At 65.7% G+C, this 3,309-nt stretch carries 3 protein-coding genes; 1 reads left to right on the top strand and 2 read right to left on the bottom strand.

Annotation, left to right across the window (positions count from 1 at the left end; translation table 11 throughout):
- Both QZ609_RS25680 and QZ609_RS25675 read right to left on the bottom strand, forming a co-directional pair.
- Window positions 1–524: lytic transglycosylase domain-containing protein (locus QZ609_RS25680; RefSeq protein WP_295501089.1), on the bottom strand; the 524-nt coding region annotated here is incomplete at its 3' end.
- 14 nt (window positions 525–538) lie between these two features.
- The gene (locus QZ609_RS25675) at window positions 539–2,263 is read right to left on the bottom strand and encodes a proline--tRNA ligase (protein ID WP_295501086.1); all 1,725 of its coding nucleotides are present in this window, start codon (window positions 2,261–2,263) and stop codon (window positions 539–541) included.
- Window positions 2,264–2,483: 220 nt separating this feature from the next.
- On the opposite strand from QZ609_RS25675, the gene QZ609_RS25670 reads away from it, so the two are divergent.
- Entirely contained in the window at window positions 2,484–3,185 is a 702-nt protein-coding gene (locus QZ609_RS25670) for an RNA pyrophosphohydrolase (RefSeq protein WP_295501083.1), read from the top strand.
- Window positions 3,186–3,309: the final 124 nt, after the last annotated feature.

The following is a 3,309-nucleotide window of genomic DNA, read 5'->3' as shown; positions in this document are numbered from 1 at the left end:
TTGCCGCCTTCCATGTCGAGGTAATGACGCAGGATCGTGCAGCCGTAGCGCAGGTTGCTCTGCAGGTGGAACAGCTTGCGCTTGTCGTTATCGCCGATGGAGCGCGTCCAGAACGGCATCACCTGCATCAGGCCCATGGCGCCAGCGCTGCTCATGGCGTACTTGCGGAAACCGCTTTCCACCTGCATCAGGCCGAGCACCAGCGCCGGATCCAGACCCGCACGCTTGGCCTCGTAGTACGCCGTCTCGATCAGCTCCACGCGTACCGACGCCTGCGGGATCTTGGCCGACATGCGCACCGACATCTCGGCCAACCAGCGCAGGTAGCCGAGCTGCTCGTCGTTGTTGGCGAACACCGGGCGCAGCGGCCGGCTGTCGGCCACGGCGGCGGACAGCGCGCTGCGCACGGAGTCCGCCAGAACCTCTTCCTTCTGGGCACCCGCCCACGCCGCCTGCGCGCCCACGAGCAACGTCACTGCGGCCAGCGCAGTGGCAATCGAGCGGGGGACGAAGAAACGGCGCATGGCGGTCAGCTCCATTACTGCGCGAGGCGCGCCTTCAGTGTCGCCAGCACGTCGGCCGGCGCCACGTTGGTGGCGGCCTCGTCGCGGCGGCCCTGGAATTCCAGCTTGCCTTCCTTCAGGCCGCGGTCGCCCACCACCACGCGGAACGGCACGCCGATCAGCTCCCAGTCGGCGAACATCGCGCCCGGGCGCTCGCCACGGTCGTCCAGCATCACGTCGATGCCGGCGGCGACGAATTCGGCGTGCAGGCGGTCGGCCTCGGCGCGCACGGCGTCGGAGCGGTCGTAGCCCACCGGGCAGATCACCACTTGGAACGGTGCGATCGACGCCGGCCAGATGATGCCGCGCGCATCATAGTTCTGTTCGATGGCCGCGCCCAGGATGCGGGTCACGCCGATACCGTAGCAGCCCATCACCATCGGCTGGGTCTTGCCGTTCTCGTCGAGGAAGGTGGCGTTCATCGCCTCGGAATAGCGCGTGCCCAGCATGAAGACGTGGCCGACTTCGATGCCGCGGCAGATCGCCAGCGTGCCCTTGCCGTCCGGCGACGGATCGCCTTCCACCACGTTGCGCAGGTCGTAGACCTCGGCCTCGGGCAAGTCGCGGCCCCAGTTCACGCCGGTGAAGTGGTAGTCCTCTTCGTTGGCGCCGATCACGAAATCGCTCATGGCCGCCACGGTGCGGTCGGCCACCACCTTGACCGGCTGCTTCATGCCGATCGGGCCCAGGTAGCCCGGGGGCGTACCGAACGCGCGCAGGATCTCGCCCTCGGTGGCGAAGCGGAAATCGGCCAGGCCCGGCACCTTCGAGGCCTTGATCTCGTTGAGCTCGTGGTCGCCGCGCAGCAGCAGCAGCCAGATCTGCGGCTCACCCTCTTCCACGTCCTTGGCCAGCACGATGGACTTGACCGTGCGCTGCAGGGGAATACCGAGCTGTTCGGCCACGGCCTCGCACTTGGCGCGCTTGGGCGTGTGCGTCTTGGTGAGCGCCTCGGTGGCGGCGCCGCGCGGCGTGGCCGGGGCCACGGCTTCGGCGGCCTCCATGTTGGCGGCGTAGTCCGATGCCGGGCTGTAGACGATGGCATCCTCGCCGGTGTCGGCGATCACGTGGAATTCTTGCGAGCCCGAACCGCCGATGGCGCCGTTGTCGGCCGCCACCGCGCGGAATTCCAGCCCAAAGCGGGTGAAGATGCGCGTGTAAGCCTCGACCATCTTCTGGTACGAGACCTTCAGGCCCTCGGTGTCGCGGTCGAAGGAGTAGGCGTCCTTCATGGTGAACTCGCGGCCGCGCATGATGCCGAAGCGCGGGCGGCGCTCGTCGCGGAACTTGGTCTGGATCTGGTAGAAATTGACCGGCATCTGCTTGTACGAGCGGATCTCGGTGCGGGCAATGTCGGTCACCACCTCTTCGGAGGTCGGCTGGATGACGAAATCGCGCTCATGGCGGTCTTTGAAGCGCAGCAGCTCGTCGCCCATCTTGTCCCAGCGGCCGGTCTCTTGCCACAACTCGGCCGGCTGCACCACCGGCATCAGCACTTCCACCGCACCGGCGGCGTTCATTTCTTCGCGCACGATCTGCTCGACCTTGCGGATCACGCGCAGACCCACGGGCATATACGTATAGAGGCCCGCGCCGAGCTTCTTGATCATGCCGGCACGCATCATCAACTTGTGCGACACGATCTCCGCGTCGGAGGGCGCTTCCTTGAGCGTGGAAATGAAGAACTGGGACGCTTTCATGCGACTGACAATAAGGGATGGCCGCGGCAACCAATACCGCGAGGACAAGGGCAAAAGCCACCGGAATCGGGGAATGCAGAGAGGCGCCTGATGCACATTCGCACGGGCGACACCCTCCCCCAAGGAGGCGCTAGTGAGCGGCAACATTTCGGCATCCATTACAGCCGAACGACAGGCCGCTCTATAATCGGCGTAATTCTAAAGTATTCGAGGTGCAGTCATGCTCGATCGTGAAGGCTTTCGCCCGAACGTCGGCATCATCCTCATCAACGCAAGAAACGAGGTGTTCTGGGGCAAGCGCATTGGCGAGCACTCCTGGCAGTTTCCACAAGGCGGCATCAAGTACGGCGAAACGCCCGAACAAGCGATGTTCCGCGAACTGCACGAAGAAGTCGGCCTGTTGCCAGAACACGTCCGGATCGTCGGTCGCACGCGCGACTGGCTGCGGTATGAGGTGCCGGACAAGTTCATCCGCCGCGAGATTCGCGGCCATTACCGGGGCCAGAAACAGATCTGGTTCCTGCTGCGCATGGTCGGTCGCGACTGCGACATCCATCTGCGCGCCACCGAGCATCCGGAGTTCGATGCCTGGCGGTGGAGCCAGTACTGGGTGCCGCTGGAGGCGGTGATCGAGTTCAAGCGCGAGGTGTACCAGCTGGCGCTGTCGGAGCTCTCGCGCTTCGTGCAGCGGCAGCATCGCGCGCCGCTCTCGCCGTATGGGCGCGGCGGGCAGCACCGTGAGCGTGATGGGCGCGAGCAGCGTGACGGCCATGGTGGCCGTGGCGACCAGAACGCGCGCGGCCCACGTCCCCAGCCGGTCCTGACGGTCACCACCACGACGGTCATCGTCGAGACGGTGGTGACGCCCGAGCCGGCCCCCTCTTCCAACCCTGACGACACAGCTCCTAAGGAAAATTCGTGACTGTGATGACGACACGTGGAGCGCAGCGCGCTCTCGTGCCGCTCGCGCTGGCGGCTGCGCTGGCGTTGACGGCATGTGGCCACAACCGCACCGGCGACCTCGAAGACAAGCTGTTGATGGACCC

Origin of the sequence: uncultured Ralstonia sp. (genome assembly GCA_913056305.1) — a bacterium.
Lineage (GTDB): Bacteria > Pseudomonadota > Gammaproteobacteria > Burkholderiales > Burkholderiaceae > Ralstonia.
This window is presented reverse-complemented; position numbering and strand designations above follow the sequence as displayed.

Coding starts and splice junctions, on each gene's coding strand:
- QZ609_RS25670 (WP_295501083.1), top strand. CDS start 2,484: ATGCTCGATCGTGAAGGCTTTCGCCCGAACGTCGGCATCATCCTCATC.
- QZ609_RS25675 (WP_295501086.1), bottom strand. CDS start 2,263: ATGAAAGCGTCCCAGTTCTTCATTTCCACGCTCAAGGAAGCGCCCTCC.